At 40.0% G+C, this 18,166-nt stretch carries 19 protein-coding genes; 2 read left to right on the top strand and 17 right to left on the bottom strand.

Features of this window, described 5'->3' with window-relative positions:
• Window positions 1-3 precede the first annotated feature (3 nt).
• The 10 genes from flgK to AAZR19_RS08760 form a co-directional block, all read right to left on the bottom strand.
• Window positions 4-1,524: a flagellar hook-associated protein FlgK gene (flgK, locus tag AAZR19_RS08805; protein ID WP_076840159.1), complete on the bottom strand. Its 1,521-nt coding sequence runs from the start codon at window positions 1,522-1,524 to the stop codon at window positions 4-6.
• A 15-nt stretch (window positions 1,525-1,539) separates the two neighbouring features.
• Window positions 1,540-2,022, bottom strand: a complete 483-nt coding sequence (locus AAZR19_RS08800; protein ID WP_024423619.1) for a flagellar protein FlgN — start codon at window positions 2,020-2,022, stop codon at window positions 1,540-1,542.
• Between the two features lie 18 nt (window positions 2,023-2,040).
• A complete protein-coding gene (gene flgM / locus AAZR19_RS08795) occupies window positions 2,041-2,304 on the bottom strand; it encodes a flagellar biosynthesis anti-sigma factor FlgM (protein ID WP_024423620.1) in 264 nt (87 codons plus the stop codon).
• A gap of 79 nt (window positions 2,305-2,383) precedes the next feature.
• On the bottom strand, window positions 2,384-2,803 hold the full coding sequence (locus AAZR19_RS08790; protein WP_024423621.1) for a TIGR03826 family flagellar region protein: 420 nt from the start codon (window positions 2,801-2,803) through the stop codon (window positions 2,384-2,386).
• Window positions 2,804-2,859: 56 nt separating this feature from the next.
• Complete coding sequence (locus AAZR19_RS08785) at window positions 2,860-3,516, bottom strand: ComF family protein (protein ID WP_326149053.1); 657 nt, start codon at window positions 3,514-3,516, stop codon at window positions 2,860-2,862.
• Between the two features lie 26 nt (window positions 3,517-3,542).
• The gene (locus AAZR19_RS08780; protein WP_024423623.1) at window positions 3,543-3,836 is read right to left on the bottom strand and encodes a late competence development ComFB family protein; all 294 of its coding nucleotides are present in this window, start codon (window positions 3,834-3,836) and stop codon (window positions 3,543-3,545) included.
• Between the two features lie 48 nt (window positions 3,837-3,884).
• Window positions 3,885-5,285, bottom strand: coding sequence for a DEAD/DEAH box helicase (locus AAZR19_RS08775; protein WP_434702880.1), 1,401 nt, complete (start codon window positions 5,283-5,285; stop codon window positions 3,885-3,887).
• 117 nt (window positions 5,286-5,402) lie between these two features.
• Window positions 5,403-6,245: a DegV family protein gene (locus tag AAZR19_RS08770; RefSeq protein WP_024423625.1), complete on the bottom strand. Its 843-nt coding sequence runs from the start codon at window positions 6,243-6,245 to the stop codon at window positions 5,403-5,405.
• A gap of 215 nt (window positions 6,246-6,460) precedes the next feature.
• Window positions 6,461-7,150 (bottom strand): two-component system response regulator DegU, encoded by a 690-nt coding sequence (gene degU, locus AAZR19_RS08765; protein WP_008348273.1) that lies wholly within the window; start codon window positions 7,148-7,150, stop codon window positions 6,461-6,463.
• Window positions 7,151-7,214: 64 nt separating this feature from the next.
• Window positions 7,215-8,390, bottom strand: coding sequence for a sensor histidine kinase (locus tag AAZR19_RS08760; protein ID WP_003213166.1), 1,176 nt, complete (start codon window positions 8,388-8,390; stop codon window positions 7,215-7,217).
• Between the two features lie 221 nt (window positions 8,391-8,611).
• On the opposite strand from AAZR19_RS08760, the gene AAZR19_RS08755 reads away from it, so the two are divergent.
• Complete coding sequence (locus AAZR19_RS08755) at window positions 8,612-9,280, top strand: YigZ family protein (protein WP_012011434.1); 669 nt, start codon at window positions 8,612-8,614, stop codon at window positions 9,278-9,280.
• Window positions 9,265-10,356: an LCP family protein gene (locus tag AAZR19_RS08750; RefSeq protein ID WP_041108022.1), complete on the top strand. Its 1,092-nt coding sequence runs from the start codon at window positions 9,265-9,267 to the stop codon at window positions 10,354-10,356. The genes AAZR19_RS08755 and AAZR19_RS08750 overlap by 16 nt, the downstream gene beginning before the upstream one ends.
• A 35-nt stretch (window positions 10,357-10,391) precedes the next feature.
• Here the strand turns inward: AAZR19_RS08750 and AAZR19_RS08745 are convergent, their stop codons facing one another.
• The 7 genes from AAZR19_RS08745 to tuaD all read right to left on the bottom strand — a co-directional run bounded on the left by AAZR19_RS08745 (window position 10,392) and on the right by tuaD (window position 18,110).
• On the bottom strand, window positions 10,392-11,459 hold the full coding sequence (locus tag AAZR19_RS08745; protein ID WP_024423627.1) for a glycosyltransferase family 4 protein: 1,068 nt from the start codon (window positions 11,457-11,459) through the stop codon (window positions 10,392-10,394).
• 134 nt (window positions 11,460-11,593) lie between these two features.
• Entirely contained in the window at window positions 11,594-12,790 is a 1,197-nt protein-coding gene (tuaH, locus tag AAZR19_RS08740; RefSeq protein WP_041108506.1) for a teichuronic acid biosynthesis protein TuaH, read from the bottom strand.
• Window positions 12,791-12,809: 19 nt separating this feature from the next.
• The gene (gene tuaG / locus AAZR19_RS08735; protein WP_041108023.1) at window positions 12,810-13,565 is read right to left on the bottom strand and encodes a teichuronic acid biosynthesis protein TuaG; all 756 of its coding nucleotides are present in this window, start codon (window positions 13,563-13,565) and stop codon (window positions 12,810-12,812) included.
• Between the two features lie 24 nt (window positions 13,566-13,589).
• Entirely contained in the window at window positions 13,590-14,267 is a 678-nt protein-coding gene (gene tuaF, locus AAZR19_RS08730) for a teichuronic acid biosynthesis protein TuaF (protein ID WP_041108024.1), read from the bottom strand.
• Window positions 14,268-14,328: 61 nt separating this feature from the next.
• Window positions 14,329-15,789 carry a teichuronic acid biosynthesis protein TuaE gene (gene tuaE / locus AAZR19_RS08725; RefSeq protein WP_041108027.1) on the bottom strand — a complete coding sequence of 487 codons (1,461 nt, stop codon included), beginning with the start codon at window positions 15,787-15,789 and terminating at the stop codon, window positions 14,329-14,331.
• 39 nt (window positions 15,790-15,828) lie between these two features.
• Window positions 15,829-16,758, bottom strand: coding sequence for an NAD-dependent epimerase/dehydratase family protein (locus AAZR19_RS08720; protein ID WP_041108029.1), 930 nt, complete (start codon window positions 16,756-16,758; stop codon window positions 15,829-15,831).
• A 14-nt stretch (window positions 16,759-16,772) separates the two neighbouring features.
• Window positions 16,773-18,110, bottom strand: coding sequence for a UDP-glucose 6-dehydrogenase TuaD (gene tuaD / locus AAZR19_RS08715; RefSeq protein ID WP_041108031.1), 1,338 nt, complete (start codon window positions 18,108-18,110; stop codon window positions 16,773-16,775).
• Between the last annotated feature and the right edge of the window lie 56 nt (window positions 18,111-18,166).

Raw genomic sequence — 18,166 nt, 5'->3', positions numbered from 1 at the left:
TCCCTACCTTCCTACGACACCCATGCCGTTTATGACCTTATCCAATACTTCATCTTGTAATGTCATAATTCTCGCAGCCGCATTATATGCATGCTGAAATTGAATCATATTCGTCATTTCTTCATCAATGGAAACAGCGCTAGTCGACATTCTACGTTCATTGGCTGAATTGACAAGAGCAGCTGAACTGCTTTCAAGCGTCATGTTCTTTTTCCCTTGTACCCCCATCTCAGCAATAACATTTTGGTAATAATCCTGAATTGTCGTTGTATTTCCGCCGATTGGTAACTTTAAGTCTTGTATATTAGCTAATTTCGTAGCATTCGAACCGTCACCTTGTGTTTGATTGAGAGATGCAGCAATATTATCTGTTGATGCTAAAATGACATCGCTCACTTTAATACGAGCTGCCAAACCTTTATTCAACTCATTGTTATTTTCGATATCAAAAAAGTCTTGTCCACTTGCACCATTTAACGTGTACCCCTGCTTATGTACATCGTTAAATGTATCCATGAATACTTTTGCTACTTCATCCAGCTCTGCAAGCATATCTGGGTACATGCCTTTTTCTAAACCATTTGACATGTAGCCGTAAGCTTCAACAAGTGCTTTTACTTTACCGTTCACTTGTAATTGATCCGCTGCAATGGTTGTTGTTCCGAATTGAAGTGAATTAACAAGTCCCGTTGTATTATCGTAAGAGATTTGCAGTTCAGACTTTTCGTTCGTAATACCATTCAAAATGTTTCCTGCGGATTGTCCATTTGCACCGATAATGTCGATGTTGACAGTTCCTTCAGCAATTTTGAGCGCATTACCGCCAGGTGGATTGTAGCTGACCTTAATATCAACAAGTGAGGATAATTGATCGACCAAAGTATCACGTGTATCATAAAGATCATTTGGAAGATACCCATTTGGTTCAACTGCTGCAATCTGTTTGTTCACTTCATCTATTTGAGATAAAAGAGTGTTTACATCTTTGGCTGTTGAATCGAGTTCCGTTTTTAAATTCTTTTGTATCGTTGTTAAAGAAGAATTGAGCAGACGAAATTGGTCAACTAAAGCCTGTGCACTTGTTTTAACAACTGTACGTGCAGAAGCCGTATCAGCATTTTTTGATTCCGATAAGACCTGCAATGATTTCCATAGATTATCAAAAGCTCTGTTCAAGCCTTCATCCGTCAAATCATTCATAACCCCTTCCATCTGTGAAAGGGCATCTGACTTCGTTGAGTAGTAAGATAAGTTATTATTATGATCTCTGTATTGTAGATCTAAAAAGCTGTCTCGAATTCTTTCAACCGTTCCAACTTGTACGCCTGTCCCCATTTGGCCATACGTCTTGCCGTCATAAACAGAAATGACTGGATAAGGATTTTCTGCTTTAAAGGTCACTCTTTGTCTTGAGTAGCCCTCCGTATTTGCATTGGAGACGTTGTTTGATGTGACATAAAGCCCTGCACGCTGGGCTGTGATTCCTCTTTTTGCCGTTTCTAGTCCCATGAATGTAGAACCCATTGGTATCCTCCTTGTTTACGCCTTTGAATCAAACAAAGCCCTTTGCTGTTTAGGCTTTGAACTCTCAAGACCATTTTGTCCGTAATTCATATTTTCTTTATTAGGGTTAACGAGATCGAATGTCAGTGAAATAAATTGAAGTGACTGCTGAATAAGCTGCTTGTTCAGTTCATTTACATCTTTTAGTTCCACCATGATGTCATTTAGTTTCTCATATAATGAAATGAGCTCTTCTTGATCTGTACCTTCAGCCTTTTCGATACATGCAGTGATGGTTGGTGATTGATCACTTTGTAAAAATTGAACGGTCGCTTCAATTCGTTTTTCTTCTAATTGAGAAATGGCCTGAATATACTTTTGCTCTAAATTCAGGACCTCTGAAAGAGCATCAATCTCATTGCTTTTCAGCATTTCTGTTTTATCCTTAGACAACTTTAAAAGCTGTTCATGCAATCCATAGAGACGATGCAGTTCTTCAATAATTATTTTAACTGACATTCACGCTGCTCCCTTTTGTTATTGTTGTTTATAAAAATTCAGCATTTTATCTGCAATGCCTTTTGTATCTACTTGATATGTTCCGGCTTCAATGCTTTTTTTAATTTGGTCAATTTTATCTTGGCGTTCTCTCATAATATTCGGCACCTTTTGCATTTCGATTGCCTTTTTAGAAATTTCGACTTTATCAGTTGATTTAGCTTGATTCGATTGCAACGTTTGTTTCTCATATGTTTTCTTGTAAGGATTTACTGGTTGTGTTCCATATCGATTAATTTTCACGGGATTCCTCTCGCTTTCCGTTACAGTCTGTCTTGATTCTATCCATTTTATCGACCAAACTGCAACTTAGTTTAGGGAATCAGTCGTTTTTAGGATTAATGGCATAATAGGTGTCTTTTTTCCTAGATTCAATCTCCCTTTTACGCTCCTCTTCTTGGTTCATTTGGCTGATTTGCGAATGAATATCCTGTTCACATTGGCTGCATAGCTTGTTTTTCCTGATCGCTTTGCCACATCTTTCACAAGGATAATTAATATTTGGAAATTGACTAATTTGCAGTCTTTTCAAACGAATAAATTTCAAGATTAATTCTTCATCAACTTCTGTTGCTTCTACTATTTCAGCAATAGTTGATTGTCTATTACTTTGTTTTCTCAAGAATTTATATACGATATCAAAAGAACGTTCTTCTTCTTCAAAGCATTTATTACAAACCGTTTGGATGGTGGTTTTTAAAAATAGCTGATTACATTGTGGACAGTTTGCCAATTGATTCATAACCAAAACCCCTTACGTTATTTTCTTTTCTTATTATCGGTTAATTATCATGATTTTTAACTACGTATCAACGTAAAAGAAGAAACACTTTTAGCACCTGCGTCTTTCAAAATTCTTGCCGCATCATAGATGGTTGCTCCCGTTGTATAGATATCATCAACTAATATAATATCCCTTTGAACAATCGCATCTGTTTGCTTTATTTGAAACAATCCTTTTTGATCTAGGCGTTCATTTTTCTTTTTTTTAGACTGCTTACTTTGATGTATTTTCACGAGTGGTTGCAATATTGGCTTATCTAGCAAAGAAGCGATTATCACGGACTGATTAAATCCTCTTTCTTTTAGTCTTTCATGACTTAAAGGAATCGGTATCAGCAATGGGTCTTTTATGCAGAAGGAATGTTTAAATGCTGCTTGTACATCTTTTTTAAACAGCTCAGCTAAAGCCGTATCACCCCGAAATTTAAAGCGGGCAAGGACATCTTTCATCAAATCATTGTAAGTATAAACTGACCTATTTTTTACAAGGATTTTAGTAGAATCAGAGCGTTCATTCCATCTGTTACAGTCCTGGCACAATTGGTCATTTGACTGCGCCCTTCCGCATGTTGGACAAATAGGACGCTCAATCTTTACTAAGTGATCCTTACATGCTACACAAAGGCGATCATCATTTAATAGTAGGAATGATTTCCATGTAAAAGCAGGCACAAAATGTCCCTCGCAAATTTGGCAAATCAATTGGTTTCCTTGTTCAGCAGCAGACGATTTTCACACCTTGGAAATGCAGAGACCTTGGAAGCTGCTTCTGTCAGAATGACCAGCATCGCAGTATTCTTCTGTTTATCCACCATCTCAGATTTACTGTAAGATATTTTATCGATATCTGTTATATATTGTGGTTTCACTTGATTCAGTGAAATCGCTAATACATCTTCCATACACTTTTCACAATGACAAATCATGTTTAATTGGTTGAGATATTGATTGAGAATTTCCTTGAGTAGTATTTCTTTTGCATTGAGTAGCATATTTGTCTCTCCTGCCATTTGTGTATTGTGAATATAATGTACCATGATTTAGTTGAACCCACACTGTTTTTCAGAAAACTCTTTTGCAGCCGTCTCATTCATTTTTGCGATATGCTTCTTTGCTTGTTTCATACTTCTCGTTAAACCAAAATGATAAAGGAAAACATCTCCTGTACAATAATCCGGGTGTCTGCCTACCCGCCCAGAAATCTGAACAAGTGCACTCTCTGTAAAAATAGTAGATTCCGAACCTAGTACCCCCACTTGAACATTTGGAATCGTTACGCCTCTTTCTAGAATAGTGGTTGTAACTAGTACATCGTATACGTAATCTCTAAAGTGCTGAACCTTTTGTTTCCTATCCGGATCATCGGCAGATACTCCCTCCACGTTTAAGGATTGTTCTCGAAGAATCTTCGTTACCTTCTTCATGACAGCAATTGAAGGAACAAAAAGTAATATTCTTCTCTTATTTGCAATATGTCTCTGCATCCAATTCATCACTTTAGGGGGCAGCTGCTTCTTTTTTAATTTCTTTTTCCAATGTCCGATCCAATGAAAGGTCGGTACGGGTAATAGTTGCTCGTGAAAACGCAAAGGAATTTTTATCGCTTCCAGTTTTCCACGAGAAACCTCTCTCGTCATTTTTTTAGAGGGTGTCGCACTTAAATAAATCCTAACCCCTCTGTTATTTCTCATCGCCTTTAGAACAGCAAATTGGAGACGCTCATCCATTGAATAAGGGAAGGCATCGACTTCATCTACAATGAGCACATCAAAAGCATTTTTGTATCTCATCAGCTGGTGGGTTGTGGTGATCACAAGCGGTGTTATTTGAAACCTTTGAGAACTGCCTCCATAAAGTACGGTAATTGTCACCCCTTGAAATGCTTTTCTAAGCCGTGGTTCGAGTTCAAGCACAACATCTGTTCTAGGTGTCGCAATACAGACACTCATTCCTTGATTTAACGCATATTCGATTCCATGAAAAAGCACTTCCGTTTTCCCTGCTCCGCAAACCGCCCAAACAAGTAGATCAAATTTGTTTTTAATAGCTTCAATTATCCTTTCTGACGCTCTTTTTTGCCCTTTGGAAAGCTCTCCCTGCCATGTTAATTCGGCTCGACATGTTTCTTCCATTTGTGGACCTGTCCATTCATAAAGAAACCCACATTCTGCTGCTTTTCCCATCATGATGCATGATCTACAGTACACACAATCCTTTTGACACACTTCACATGGAGAATGAGCAAAGTACCGCTTGTGTGATACACCGCACCGGCAGCATGTAAAACCATTTGCTTTCCTCTCAATGGCAGGAGACCGATTGACTAATCCTTTCTCCTCCAGCCAATCTAAATTGGACTGTGGGCACTTTGTTTCAACGGTGAGCAGATGGCGTGAATGCAGCTGCCGCATTAGTTCCATTGCTTTGTCCATATTCAACATTACCAAACACCTTTCAATTGATGTTTGGCTATTATGCGCAAAGACATGACCTTTCGTCCAACAGGTAAAATAGAAAAACAAAACCCCTTTTCCATAAGAAAAGAGGTTTTTTAGGAATTATCTAATCACCCAGCCAAGGGCTAAAGAACCTTCACCTAGATGGGTGCCGATTACGGCACCAAAGTAGCTTTTATAAAATTCAACATGAGGATATTTTTCTGATAAGTGCGCAATTAATTCTTCTGCTTCTTCTTCTCTATTACCATGTATCAGTGTTGCTCTCATCGGAACACCACGTGATGCATCTTCATCAAATAATTCAAAAATACGTGAAATGGCTTTTTTACGTGTGCGAATCTTCTCAAAAGGAACAATTAGCTTGTTGTCAAAATGCAAAATAGGCTTTACCTTTAAGAGGCTTCCAATAAAAGCCTGAGCACCATTTAATCTGCCGCCTCTTTGCAAATGAGTTAAATCGTCTACCATAAAATACGCCCGCTGACTTTCCTTCAGGTAATTTAGATGTGCTAACACTTCTTCTAAAGAAGCACCTTCTTGGATTTTTTCAGCAGCTTCTAACACATAAAAACCTTGTGCCATACAGCTTGTTTCTGTATCAAACGGGTAAATATCAATCCCGTCAACTAGATCATTCGCTGAGACAGCACTGTTATACGTTCCACTAATTCCACTTGAAAGGTGGATACTAATCACGGCGTCGTATGTTTCACTTAGTTTTTCATATAAGGCTATTAATTCACCGAAAGCAGGCTGAGAGGTTGTTGGAAGATCTTTGTGTTTTTTGATTTCTTCATAATATGTCTTCCAGTCCATTTCTATTTCTTCACGGTATGATTCACTGCCAAAGATGACGTTAAGGGGGATCATATGAATATTATGTTTATCACGCAGCTCTTGTGGTAAATAAGCAGTACTGTCTGTTACAACGGCTATTTTCATTCTTAAATACCTTCCTTATTCGTTAAGTTACTCTTTTTTATTTTAAAAGAATGATCATTTTTTCATTAGATTTATAATAGTAATCAAAAAAGCCTGCCTAATCAATAGGCAAGCCCGCTATATCCGAAAAAGACTCCTTACCCTGTCTATCATTTCCCTCCACCTAAAATGTGAGAGAATAAAAACAGGCGAAAAAGGAGTACTTGTCCGGAACATTATCTCATTTCTACCCAGCCGTTTTTAATAGCTACAACAACAGCTTGTGTACGGTCGTTTACATTCATTTTTTGCAAAATGTTACTCACGTGGTTTTTAACTGTTTTCTCACTAATAAAGAGCGATTCACCGATTCCTCTGTTGCTCTTTCCGTCAGCTAACATTTGAAGAACTTCACATTCACGTCTAGTTAAGATATGAAGTGGTCTGCGAATTTCAGGATATACCTCATGCTGTGGATGTGCTGAAACGCCGCTAGTTGCTAAGCGTCGGAATTCATTTACTAAATTATGAGTGACTTTCGGATGTAAATAAGAGCCTCCGTCAGCTACAACTTTCACTGCTTCGATGAGTGTGTCTGCATCCATTTCTTTTAGCAGGTAGCCTCTCGCCCCTGTTTTCAATGCATGTGTTACATAGTTTTCATCGTCATGAATAGATAGAATAATGACTTTTGATTCGGGATAAAGCTCAACAAGCTGCTTTGTAGCCTCAACACCATTTACATTCGGCATATTAATGTCCATAATGACAACATCCGGATGATAGTGTTCTACGATACGTGCAGCTTCGTCACCGTCGTCTCCTTCTGCAACTACTTCAAAAGTAGGTTCAAAATCTAAAATCCGTTTGACACCTTCACGGAATAATTGGTGGTCATCAATAATTACAATATTTACTTTAGTCACAAGCTACGCCTCCCCATGTTTATTGTTCTACACCTGAACTTTATGGTCAATATGTCTTTTGACTCTATTTTACAATTTTATTTTGCAATGTTAGTGGCACGCGAATCATGATGAATGTCCCTAGACCTATTTTTGAGTCTATGGTCATTTTACCTTCCAGTAGGTCTACGCGTTCTTTCATGCCAAGTAAACCGAAGGATTTGTTTTTGTTTGTTTTCACATCTTTCATATCAAAGCCTTTTCCATCGTCTTTAATAATTAAGGTCACAAAGTCTTTCGTTACTTCTACTTTGACAGAGATTTCTTCAGCTTCAGAATGCTTTAATGAATTTGTGACAGCTTCTTGGGCTAGTCTAAACAGTGCTACTTCAAATTGAGAAGCAATTCTTTCGCTTTCTGTATCACCTAGGCATTGGAACGTAATTTTGGTTTTCCCATCATATTCTTCAATTGTGTTTAAGTATTTTCTCAGTGTCGGAATCAGACCCAAATCATCTAAAGCCATCGGTCTTAAATCATAAATGATTCTTCTCACTTCGTACAGTGCATTTCGCACATTCTGTCTGAGACTTCTAATTTCTTTAAAGCCTTCTTCTGTACCGCGGTCTCTAAAAATCCGTTCAATTAATTCGGAACGCATCATCACGTTTGCCAGCATTTGAGCAGGGCCGTCATGAATTTCCCGAGACACTCTTTTGCGTTCTTCTTCTTGGGCTTCAATAATTCTCAGCCCAAAATCTTGTTTTGCCTGAGCATCTTCAAGTAAAACGCCAACCTGGCGTAAATCCTGGTTGAGATAGTTGAGAACAACTGTAATCTGACTCACAAGCGTTTCAGAGCGTTCAATGACGTCTTGTAAGCTTAATAATCGTCTTTCCAGATCGTCTCTTCTTTCTCTCAGCTGCTTCTCGCGTTGCTGAATCATGGTGAGTTCCACTTGCAGGTTATGTGCTTTTTCGTAGGCCTCACGTATTTCTTCTTCGCTGAATTTGTTGAAGTTTCTGCTGACCTCAGATAAGCGGTTTCTAGCATGTCTTGTATGGACTTCCAGCTTATCCCCAAAATCAATTACTTCGTTTACTTGCTGTTTGATTTGCTTGAGCTCTTCTACTAGGCTTTCATATTGTTGACGGGACTGTTCGCCTATTCTAAATACTTCGTCCTTGCTGCCATCAACTGTACTTAGCATTTTCATGATGATTGAATCCAATAATTTCGGATCCATTTTGGGTGTTGTCATGGCTTTTCCCTCCCGTAACAGTGATGTCATCTTTTTTTATTATAAATGTCATTGATCTGCATTTTATGTCGAATTATAATGAAAGAATGCGTATAAATTATGAAGTTTTTATGACGACCCTTTTTCCGCTCCTATCATCATAACAAAATACGCTGTAAAATTCTAAAACCAATGCAAATTTTCACTAGTCTTACAATTTGCTTGTCAGGAGGGTATGTCTTTTGCTGAATCGCTATCTTACAGTAAAAAGTCGTGGCGAGCATGAGATCGTCATTGAAAAATCACGTTTTATTTGTCATATACAGCGTGCTGTCTCAGAAGAAGAAGCACAAGCATTTATACAATCCATTAAAAAACAACATTGGAATGCCACACATAATTGTTCAGCCTATCTCATTGGTGAACATGACCTGATTCAAAAAGCGAATGATGATGGTGAACCAAGCGGTACAGCAGGTGTGCCAATGCTTGAAGTGCTAAAAAAACGGAAGCTGAAAGATACAGTTGTTGTGGTCACTCGTTATTTCGGCGGTATCAAGCTAGGTGCCGGTGGATTGATTCGTGCCTACGGAAAATCTGTATCAGAAGCTATCAACCATGTTGGTATGGTAGAGCGCTGTTTAATGCGTACAATGCACACAACAATAGATTATACATGGCTTGGAAAGGTAGAGAATGAGCTTAGAGCCTCATCTTTTCAGCTAAAAGAAATCCATTATGCAGAAGATGTTATTTTTGAGACATATGTCGAAGAAACACAAACAGAGCAGTTCATTGAGTGGATGACTGAGCTGACAAATGGAAAGAGTGTTACAAAAGAAGGCGAACTGATTTATTTAGAAAAGGACATTGGTCCGATAAAGGAGACAGATGAATGGCACAACGAGTAAAAGTGCGTGTACGAAAGAAAAAGAGTAAGAAGAAGAGAATGATCAAACGTATTCTGGTCTTATTTTTGCTTCTTATCATCTGCATGGGCGGATTTGCAGTATATAAAATCGTCAATACTCTTCAAGCTGCTGACAAAACATATGATGAACTAAACCGTGGAGAGAAATCGAATCTTCGTGATGCTGTCATTGATATTAAGAAAAAACCTTTCTCTGTATTATTTGTCGGAATTGAGGATTATGCCACAAAGGGTGATCATGGCCGTTCAGATTCACTCATTGTCGCAACGATTAACCCTCAAGACAAAACAATGAAAATGGTTAGTATCCCTCGTGACACACGCGTACAGCTTGCAAGTGATACAACAGGAAGTAAAGAAAAGATCAATGCAGCATTTGCTAAAGGTGGTAAAGATGAAACGATTGAAACTGTCGAACAATTCTTGCATATTCCGATTGATAAGTATGCAACCGTTGATTTTGACGGATTCAAGGATGTCATTGATGAAGTCGGCGGAATTGATATCGATGTTCCATTTGACTTCAATGAAAAAAGTGATGTTAAAAAATCGAAAAAGATTTACTTCAAAAAAGGCAATATGCATTTAAACGGGGAAGAAGCTCTTGCTTACGCACGGATGAGAAAACAAGATCCACGCGGTGATTTCGGACGTAACGATCGTCAGAAACAAATTTTACGCGCAATGATTGATCAAATGGCGAAGCCTAATAACATTGCGAACGTCGATAACATTGCTAAAGAAGTCAGTGATCACATTAAGACCAATTTCCGTATCACAGAAGGTCTCGCGCTTCAGCAAATCTACAGCGGATTTAAAGGAGACGACACAGAAACACTCTCTATTAAAGGAACAGACCTTTACTTAGGGCCAAATCGGACGTATTACTTTGAGCCAGATACAACCAATCTAGCTAACGTCCAAAATGAATTACGAACGCATTTAAAGCTGCCTGCTGAGTCTTCAACAGAAACAGATTCACAAACCAATCCATCCTCTAGTGAAACAGGGACAAGTGATACACCTAACTCTTCGACCAGCACATCTGGACAATAATAAAAACAGCCCAGTTCCTAGGAACGGGCTGTTTTTTATTGTCTTTTGACCATTCGTTTATAAAATTTCGTAAATGGTTTAAACTCTTCATTCACCAAGCCTGTGACTTCCGCAATCACTTGCATGAACATGACCAGTAAAAAGATAATAATCAGTGATAACCATATGGTGGCACTTGTCAGCAAAATGGCACTTAAGCTAAAGACTAAGCCAATCATATAAATCACGATGACAGCCATGCGATGGGACAAGCCAAAGGCCATCAGTCTATGATGAATATGAGATTTGTCAGGTGCTGAAATCGGCTGTTTGTTTAATATTCGTCTAATGATGGCAAAAGTGGTATCGAAAATAGGGACACCTAAGATGATCACTGGGACAACAACACTAAACAAAGTGACACTTTTGTACAGCCCTAATAGTGACAGTACCGAAATCATATAGCCTAAAAAAAGCGAACCGGTGTCACCCATAAAAATCTTCGCCGGATGAAAGTTGTAAAAGAGAAAGCCGATGGTACTGCCAATGACAACAAGGGATAAAGAAAGAATCAAAATTTTATCAGCTGAAAATGCCATCACGGCAATGGTTGATAAACCGATGACAGAAATTCCGGCAGCCAGTCCATCAAGGCCGTCAATTAAATTAATGGCATTTGTGATTCCGACAATCCATAACACGGTTAGGGGATATGCCATCCAGCCTAACTCAATTCGATCTGTTAAGAAAGGAACAGAGAAAAAGTCCATTTTTAAGCCTGTGCTGACAATCAGACAAGCAACAAGAACTTGTACGAGAAATTTAAATCTTGCACTTAAATTATATTTATCATCAAATATACCTAGAATGACGATAAGTACGGCACCAACTGAAATTGCTGTAATTTTATTATGTAGAAACAGGCCGCCTGCTAATGCTCCAGCCGCTACTCCAATAAAAATTGCCAAACCGCCCATTCGAGGCATTACTTTATCATGAACTTTTCGTTTATTCGGCTGGTCCACTGCACCAATCTTAATTGCAAACTTTTTGACGATTGGTGTCACAATTAAAACTGTAGCCAGAGAGACAAAAAACGCTAATAAGGCGCGTTCGTAATCCATAGGTCAGTCTCCTTCTAAATTGAAATCTGTATTTTGTATATTGGCCGCTCTTTCCATTATACAATTGAATAGAGGATGATCACAAGCTCCCCCTGTGAAGAAGAAACAAATAAAAACGCACAATCCCTGATGAATTATGCGTTTTCTTTAATATTCGTTAGTTCCACCATATTTGTGAACAGCGCGTGCCAATCTTTTTTCTTCGCACGGCTTTGTCTTAGATGTCTATAGGTCATGTCGTCTTTTTTGCTGATCACTTTTTGGCAGGCTTCTACGAAGAGCGCAGGATCTTCGCCTTCTAAATATTCATACACATCATTCTCTTTTAGCCTTTCCGTTGACGGAAGATTTAAACCGACAACCGGTATTCCTGCGGCTAAAAATTCATATAGCTTGAGCGGAAACACGGCTTGATTGTAAGGAGATTGTTTGTATGGCATCATGCCTACATCAATCAGCTTCATATACGCAGGCACTTCTTCTGGTGCAACAGCACCTGTCCAAATCACATTCGGCAGTTTAAGTGCATGCTGAAAAGATGGATCACCATTTGTTCCATCCGGACCGACAAATAAAAATGTCCAATCAGGCTGCATGCGGGCAGCTTCTGCTATCATGTCAAAATCCAGCTTCGGCTTGATGCCTCCAATAAAACCAAGAACAGTTCCTTCTCTACCTTGCAGCACATCCTCCTTACATGGAAGATTGCTTTTTGCAAACACATCGTACTCAACGCCATTTTCCACTGTAAACACATCTTTTGGTTCGCCCATAAGACGCTTTTTGATTTGATCGTGTAAGTATTGAGAAGAGCATGTAATGCTGTGTGCGTATTTGATGATTCGATTTTCTGCTTTCACAATGACACGCTGCCTCATATAAGAAAGCAAATTATTTTTGCCGCTTATCGGCTCTCCCCACAGGTCACTGCAGTCATAGACAATATGTTTCCATTCAAATAAAGAAGATAAGAGCGGAAAGCCCGGAAACGTATACCATAAGCAAACAGCGATTCCCTTCTTTTCTTCCTGCCGCAAATGCTCAAGAAGAGGGGACAATTTATGAATATAGAACATGTCTTGATATCGGCCAAAGCGAAAAAATTTGCTCTTGAGCACATCAGGAATGGTCAATTGCTTCATTCGATCGGTTATGGGCTGAAAGGGAGCTGTATGACGGGATGCAGATGGGCATACCCAGATGACCTCTTTCGTTTCTGGATCAGATGCTAGAAATTCCGCCAGTCGATGCCGTCTGTACCTCAAGCCGTCCTGTCCCCATTCTCCCGTCGCTACGATAACATGTATGATCGAGTCTGCTTTCACCTTTATCACCTTTTTTCCCTTCTGTTTATAAGCGCTTCTTCACAGCATTTGTCGCATAGTGCATAAAACACCAAGATGCTTTGACAAAATGAAGCTGCTCAATTTCTCTATAGACGAACCACGTTTTTTTCGCTGCTTTCCACTTGTTACTAGAGATCGAGTTTCCAACGATGCGGTATTCACTGAGCGGTTCACTCATTCCATAGGCTGTAAATCCTCTTTTTAATATGGACAGCCATGTAGCTAAATCCTGTCTTGTGCGGATGTTCGGCATTTCTATATGTCCTATCTTCTGTACATCAAGCATCACCGTTAAACAGCCGATAATGGTATTTTTCAAAGCTTCATCATAAGTTAATCTTGCTGGAGCAGTGACAGTTTTTTCTAAAGGTTCTCCATTTTCTGCAATGATGTCATATGCCGTGAATGTAAAGGCATAATCGTTTGTCAGCATGAAGTCTACCTGCTGTTCAAGTTTCGTCTCTTTCCACTTATCATCGCTGTCTAAAAAAGCAATAAAGCGGCCTTTTGCTTGTTTGATGGCTGCGTTTCTAGCGATGGCGGCTCCCCCATTTTGCTCTAAATAAATGACGTGGATTCTGTCGTCTGCTTCACTTAAGTCCCCAAGCAGCTTCCTTGTTCCATCTGTTGAACAATCATCTGCGATGATCAGTTCCCAATTAGAATAGGTTTGGGCAAGGACGGAATGAACTGTATCCGTTAAATAGCGTTCCGCATTATAGGCCGGTGTAATGATTGATACTAACGGTTGATTGTTCACTTAAGACTCATCTCCAGTTCATCATTAAGATTCTTTGAACACTTCGGGTAAGACCACAAACATGAGCGAGATACTAAAGCCAATGACAAGTCCAAGCAGTGCCCGCTTTTTCGCTGACATTCCTTTATTGCCTTCATCAAGAACTTGAGCAGGATCAACAATCTTCGCCTGCTTCATTCCAAGCTTTGTAGACTCCAATTCATATAAAAACCGCTCTTTATCTACTTTGGAATCGTTGCTGACAGATTCGTCTTCTAGAGCAGATAATCTACTTTCAATCACCTGCTGCCTTTTTGTAAATAATGCTTTGTCTTGCTTCAGAAATGTATCCGACACCTGCTTCACGACAGCTAAAGCATGATCCTTATCAGCATCTGTGAAGGACAGCTGTAATTGTGTATCTGATTGATTGGTGAGGATGAGGCGGCTTTTCACATCCTGCCTTTCTTCTTCTTTAACATCACTGAGCGCTTCATTCAAAAATGCATAGCTTTTTAATAGAGATGTCACTTCTGCGATATTGTTATACACTCCGTCATCATATTTACCAAGCGTGAGAGTAACAGCAGCTGTGTAACTAGACTGCTGCACATTTCCTTTGGCAAAAAAGAATCCAAAAGCGCCTAATACGACAGGCAGCAGCACAAGCCATACAATATACTTTTTGATTCGCTTCCCTATTCTAGATATGAAACCAGACATGTTCATTCTCCCAACATTGACGTATTTGCTTTTTCATTAGTGTAGCCATACCAGCGCAGCATCACACATGGTTTACCAAGCGCTGTTTGTTTTTCAACATATTCACCGCTGCGATCACGAGTCCTAAAAAGACCCAGTGGAAATATAAATTCGAGACAGAACTAGGACTGATACTTGAAACGAGAAAGCTCAGCATGGCAGCAAACAAACCTTCAATGATCATTTTTGCTGATCTTGTGTCAGCCCATTGGTATTGTTTATACAGCGTGAACATGAGATAAGCGTAGACGGAGATATAGCCCAGCATGACCGCAAATCCAAAGTTCGTCATCACTTCCAGCAGCCAATTGTGCACTTCAACGACTTGATCTGTATCAAAGATCGAAAAGTGGGCTAAGTAGTAAGACACATTCCCCGCCCCGACACCAAACCCGTATGAATCCGTAAAGAAATGCCATGCATTTTTGATCAAATTCGCTCTCGCAATGTTGGATGGGAGTGGTTCACTAAAAGAATGCGCGACCTGAGAAGCGAGAAACAAGTCATAAAAGACTGAATAAATCTTGGCTGAAAAAACAGCGATACAGATGACACCAAGTCCACCTGCTGTGATGAGTGACCACTTTTTGAGAAAGCGCGGCATGAGAAGCCACACATAGATGGACGCTCCTGCAAATATGCCAAGCAGGCTGGCGCGGGATTCTGTTAACAAAATGAGATACAGTGCTGCGATGGCGCCAAATAATCCAAATGCTTTGATATAACCATTTTTCATTTGCCGCATACACGCTAAATACAAGAAAAAGCTAATCGATAAAAACGTCGCAAAGTCATTTTGGTTAAAAAAGACAGCTGTAGGATAGTGCTGTTTATACGCCGGCCCAAGATACAATGAAGTATTCGGTAAATGGTTCAAAGTAAAGTGATTATAAAACCCTATCCCCATGACAAATACAGTCATGACGAGCCAAATGCTATAAAAGGTGACCACTTGATCGATTCGCTGAATGTACATAACCACAAGAAAGACAAATCCCATCCCCATCGCAAGCAGGGACATATATTTGAGACCGTCTGTGACCGAATGAGCCCACAGCAGTGAGATGAGCCCGTAAAGAAACCATGCAGCGAAAAAACCAAGAATCCCTTTGACACGAATCTGCTGCCACTGCGATATGTACGTCCCCTTATCTCTCATCCGCCATATGAATAAAGAAAAGGCGGCAATGAGCATGATACGGTAGAGAAAAAGACTAAAGAACCCGGCACTAATTGAAAAGAAAGCGTTGTTGAGAAAGGTCAATGCAATTAAAAGATATATGGCTGACATGAACACTTGCTCACCGTTCATGTATAGCTTCATTAACACGAGAAAAGCCGTCAGGACTAAAAGCAGGACCGGAATGGCGACAATCTTTTTTAACCCGGCGGGCTGCGCAGACGCCAATTGTACAAGTCCTAGCCCTGCTGCAAATAATATACAACCAATCATGATTTGCCATGCTGTTTGTTTCACACTCATACCCATTTTCCTCCTAAGCAACCCATCCGATTTGAGGGATTAAGCCTTGACTTCCTGTTTATAGTAGGAAATGGTACGAGCCAAACCTTCCTGTAAACTCACAACAGGCTCCCATGCTAAGACTTTTTTCGTTTCCTCATTTGCCAATGTACTATGCACGATATCTCCTGCACGCTGCGGCTTGTAAATCGGTTCAAGCTGTGATCTCGTTACCCGTTTCATCGTTTGAAACAGTTCATTCACAGTGATGGAATCACCACACGAAATATTTAAACAAACGTTTGATTGGGCTGTTAAAGCCGCAACATTCGCTGCCGCTAGATCACCCACATAGATAAAGTCTCTTGTTTGTTCTCCATCTCCAAAGATAAAAGGAGCCTCATCCTTTGCAAACTTATCAGAGAAAATAGAGACAACACCGCCTTCGCCAAGTGCATCTTGGCGCGGACCATATACATTGCTGTACCTGAGAATACAATAGTCCACATCATAGAGTGATTTTGCCATTTCTAAATACCGCTCTACTGTCAGTTTTGCTAAGCCATAAGGTGAACCAGGCTTTAGCCGATGAGCGGTGTCTACTGGCAGATACACCGGGTCTCCATAGACAGCTGCTGATGAGGCAAAGATGACTTTTTCCACTCCTGCTTCAGCCGCAGCTTTCATGACGTGCAGAGATCCTTTTATATTGACCTCTTCGTCATATACGAAATCCTGAACGGAAACGGCTACACTTACTTGTGCTGCAAGATGAATGATATAATCCGGTGCGATTTGTTTGATCAAATCAATCGTCGCTGGCTTTGTGACATCTGCCTCCATGCATTGCACGGAAAGATGAGCAATATTTTCTCGAGATCCAGTTGAAAAGTTATCAAGAACGATGGGCTCATAGCCTTTTTCTAGTAAAGCCTCTACCGTATGTGATCCAATAAATCCGCTTCCCCCAGTAACCAATACTTTCTTCATCCAAGCTCCCCCTGTTATTGTGCCTTCGATACCAATTCTGCTTCCCATACACTTGGGCGGCCGATCGACTGGTAAATAAATCCTCTCTCTTTCATTTCTGCTGGATCAAACAAATTCCTTCCATCAATTACAATCGGCGAACGAAGCAGCTGCTTGATCTGGTCTTTATCCATCTTCTGTACGTCATCCCATTCTGTTAGGATGAGACAGGCATCTGTATCTTTTACTGTTTCATACAGGTCATTGCTGAAAACCGCCTGCGGGCCAAGCTCATGTTCAGCTTCTACATAAGCAATCGGATCATAGGCTTTCACAAAAGCCCCCAGCTCTCTCAGCATTGGGATAATATCTAATGCAGGCGCTGAACGCATATCATTTGTATTCGGTTTAAAGGCGAGGCCTAAGACAGAAATGGTTTTTCCTTTAATATCACCGAACACACTCATCAGTTTGCTGACCAGGTGGGCTCTTTGGTTGTTGTTCGTTTCAATGACAGATTCGATCAGCTTGAACCGGTACCCGGATGTTTCGGCAATTTTGAGAAGAGCCATCGTGTCTTTCGGGAAACAAGAACCTCCAAATCCAATGCCTGCTTTTAAAAATTTATGCCCGATGCGGCTGTCTAATCCAACTCCTTCACTGACTTTTTCAACGTCAGCGCCTACCCTTTCGCAAATATTTGCAATGTCATTAATAAATGAGATTTTTGTGGCAAGCATGGCATTTGCAGCATACTTAATCATTTCAGCACTTTCTAAGTTGGTCTCTACAACCTCTGTTTGAAACGGATCATGCAGCCTTTTGATGATGCTAGAGGCATGAGTGCTAGTCGACCCAATGACCGCCCGCTCCATATTCATCGTATCTTGAATCGCTGAGCCTTCTCGGAGAAACTCTGGATTGGATACGACATCAAAAGGATATTTGCTGCGCGATGCCTTTTCCACAATGGCTTGAACGAGACGGCCTGTTCCAACGGGCACTGTGCTTTTATTGACGATGATTTTATAGCCATTCATGTGTTCACCGATCGTTTGAGCGACAGCCTTCACGTACGTCAAATCCGCTTCCCCCTGCTCTGTCATCGGTGTCCCTACAGCAATATAAATAATCTCTGATTCTCGAATCGCAGCAGGAATATTCGTTGTAAAAAACAGTCTTCCTTCTTCTGTATTCTTTTCAATCAATTCTTTTAAACCTGGTTCATAAATGGGAACGACACCACTTTTTAAGCTGTTGATTTTTGATTCATCGATGTCACAGCAGATGACACGATTTCCGATATCAGCAAAACAAGTACCCGATACTAACCCGACATAACCTGTTCCAATCACAGCAATTTTCTTCAACATTTTTCATCCTCTCAATAAAAGCATATTGTCCGTTCCAAGCTGTTTATCTATCTATC

Origin of the sequence: Bacillus sp. Je.9.29.b (genome assembly GCF_051129925.1) — a bacterium.
Lineage (GTDB): Bacteria > Bacillota > Bacilli > Bacillales > Bacillaceae > Bacillus > Bacillus safensis.
The sequence above is the reverse complement of the archived record's forward strand: the minus strand, read 5'-3'. Positions and strand labels throughout refer to the sequence as shown.

Excerpts from the sequence above, each read along its gene's own strand:
- flgK (WP_076840159.1), bottom strand. The coding sequence starts at position 1,524 with ATGGGTTCTACATTCATGGGACTAGAAACGGCAAAAAGAGGAATCACA.
- AAZR19_RS08760 (WP_003213166.1), bottom strand. The coding sequence starts at position 8,390 with ATGACAACACCCAAAATGGATCCGAAATTATTGGATTCAATCATCATG.
- tuaE (WP_041108027.1), bottom strand. The coding sequence starts at position 15,789 with ATGAGTGTGAAACAAACAGCATGGCAAATCATGATTGGTTGTATATTA.
- AAZR19_RS08775 (WP_434702880.1), bottom strand. The coding sequence starts at position 5,285 with ATGTTGAATATGGACAAAGCAATGGAACTAATGCGGCAGCTGCATTCA.
- AAZR19_RS08790 (WP_024423621.1), bottom strand. The coding sequence starts at position 2,803 with ATGAATCAATTGGCAAACTGTCCACAATGTAATCAGCTATTTTTAAAA.
- tuaF (WP_041108024.1), bottom strand. The coding sequence starts at position 14,267 with ATGTCTGGTTTCATATCTAGAATAGGGAAGCGAATCAAAAAGTATATT.
- AAZR19_RS08770 (WP_024423625.1), bottom strand. The coding sequence starts at position 6,245 with ATGAAAATAGCCGTTGTAACAGACAGTACTGCTTATTTACCACAAGAG.
- AAZR19_RS08780 (WP_024423623.1), bottom strand. The coding sequence starts at position 3,836 with ATGCTACTCAATGCAAAAGAAATACTACTCAAGGAAATTCTCAATCAA.
- tuaD (WP_041108031.1), bottom strand. The coding sequence starts at position 18,110 with ATGTTGAAGAAAATTGCTGTGATTGGAACAGGTTATGTCGGGTTAGTA.
- AAZR19_RS08720 (WP_041108029.1), bottom strand. The coding sequence starts at position 16,758 with ATGAAGAAAGTATTGGTTACTGGGGGAAGCGGATTTATTGGATCACAT.
- AAZR19_RS08800 (WP_024423619.1), bottom strand. The coding sequence starts at position 2,022 with ATGTCAGTTAAAATAATTATTGAAGAACTGCATCGTCTCTATGGATTG.
- AAZR19_RS08750 (WP_041108022.1), top strand. The coding sequence starts at position 9,265 with ATGGCACAACGAGTAAAAGTGCGTGTACGAAAGAAAAAGAGTAAGAAG.
- AAZR19_RS08745 (WP_024423627.1), bottom strand. The coding sequence starts at position 11,459 with ATGGATTACGAACGCGCCTTATTAGCGTTTTTTGTCTCTCTGGCTACA.